Origin of the sequence: Macromonas nakdongensis (assembly GCF_002837145.1) — a bacterium.
Taxonomy (GTDB): Bacteria; Pseudomonadota; Gammaproteobacteria; order Burkholderiales; family Burkholderiaceae_C; genus Macromonas_B; species Macromonas_B nakdongensis.
Window position 1 is genome coordinate 1 of the sequence record NZ_NWMV01000014.1, and the last position, 1,752, is coordinate 1,752.

Annotated in this window: 2 protein-coding genes; both read right to left on the reverse strand. The window is 66.8% G+C overall.

Going from position 1 to position 1,752, the window contains the following annotated elements; genetic code table 11:
* Positions 1 to 127 precede the first annotated feature (127 nt).
* Positions 128 to 994, reverse strand: coding sequence for a CorC family transporter (locus CON77_RS02395; RefSeq protein WP_101047471.1), 867 nt, complete (start codon positions 992 to 994; stop codon positions 128 to 130).
* Between the two features lie 83 nt (positions 995 to 1,077).
* The gene (locus CON77_RS02400; protein WP_101047473.1) at positions 1,078 to 1,713 is read right to left on the reverse strand and encodes a GNAT family N-acetyltransferase; all 636 of its coding nucleotides are present in this window, start codon (positions 1,711 to 1,713) and stop codon (positions 1,078 to 1,080) included.
* Between the last annotated feature and the right edge of the window lie 39 nt (positions 1,714 to 1,752).

Below are 1,752 nucleotides of genomic sequence, written 5' to 3' on the forward strand. Positions count from 1 at the left end.
GTTGGGGCCCGGCCAAGCCAGGGCCGCGGCCTGGGCCCAGCCCGCCGCCAGCAACAGCGCCCACGGGGCCCAGCGCCCCAGGCTCATCGGCCCGCCGGCACCATGCCCGGGCCGCGCGCGGTCAACCTCATGCCGGCTCCGCCACGCGCGAGACCTTGAACCACTTCACCGCGCCGCCCTTGGTGTGCTGCACCATGAAGTGCAGGCCCGCCAGGTCGTGGCTTTCGCCGCGCTTGGGCACGTGGCCCATGGCGTGCGACACCATGCCGCCAATCGTCTCGAAGTCGTCCACCGGCAAAGCCAGACTGAACCATTCGTTCAACATCTCGATAGAGGTGTCGCCGCTGACGCGCCAGGTGCCGTCGGCCAGGGCAAAAATGTCGCCCTCGTCCTCGCCCTCGTCGAACTCGTCCTCGATCTCGCCAACGATCTCTTCCAGCACGTCTTCGATGGTGATGAGGCCGGCCACGCGGCCGAACTCGTCGATGACGATGGCCAGGTGGTTGCGGTTGCCACGGAACTCGCGCAACAGGTCGTTCAGGCCCTTGCTTTCGGGCACGAACACCGCCGGGCGCAGCAGCGCGCGCAGGTTCAGTTCCGGGGCCCGCTGCAGCTTCAGCAAGTCCTTGGCCATGAGGATGCCCAGGATGTTCTCGCGCTCGCCCTCGTACACCGGGAAGCGCGAGTGCGCGGTCTCGATGACGGTGTGCAACAAGTCGGCGAAGGGGGCGTGGATGTCGAGCGCGTCCATGCGCGGCGCGGCCACCATCACGTCGCCGGCGGTCATGTCGGCGATGCGGATCACCCCTTCGAGCATCACCCGCGATTCGGCGTTGATGATGTCGTTGTCCTCGGCCTCGGCCAGGGTTTCGATCAGTTCGTCCTTGGAGTCCGGTCCGGGGTGGATGAACTCGGCGAGCTTTTGCAGGAAACCACGCTTGTCTTCGTGCCGCACCCCACGGTGCGGCGAAGGACTGGGATAGGGATCGGCCACTGCGAATCGGCGGTAGTTGCGGGAGGTCTAGGATACATCAAGCCCATGACCAACCACTCCCGCGGCGGGTACCGCGCCCGCGATCAGGCGCGCTTGTCGGTCGCGTCGGCGCGCCCCAGCAAGCGCTGCAGGAAACGGCGGAACTGCTGGGTCTGGGCCTTGAAGTGGTAATCGGTGCGGGCCACCTGCTCTTCGAACAGCTCGGTCACGTGCGACTCGAAGTCGGCCGGCGGCAAGGCCAGGTGGCATTCGCTCTCGCCGCCCTCGCGCACGATGCTGGCCCCGCCCTTGCGCGCGATCGCCAGCATGGCAGAGTTCTCGCTCAAGGCATGGATCTGCAACACCGACACGCCGTGGTTGCGGGCGTGCATCACGGCACGTTCAAACAATTGGTTGCCATACCCGCGCCCGCGGGCGTGGCGGCTGACGCTGACCCCGAATTCCGCGCTGTTCGAGCGGTCGGGGGCCACGGCATAGGCCAAGTGCGCCATGGCGATGAGCCGCAGGTGCCGGTTGAACACGCCAAACACCTCGTCGCGGTCGAAGCGGATGCTCTCGACGTAGCGGTGGATCTGGGCGTCCTGCGCGGCGTAGCCGAAACGCAGGTAGCGGTCGCGCTCACCCAGGCCCAGCAGGTGCGCTGCAATGGCCGCACGGTGCTCCACACCCAGGGTGCAGATGGGCACACGGGTGGTGGTGGCGCGTTCGATCGTGGACATGCCCGAAATATAAGGGTTTTCCCTTGTATTGCAAGGCTG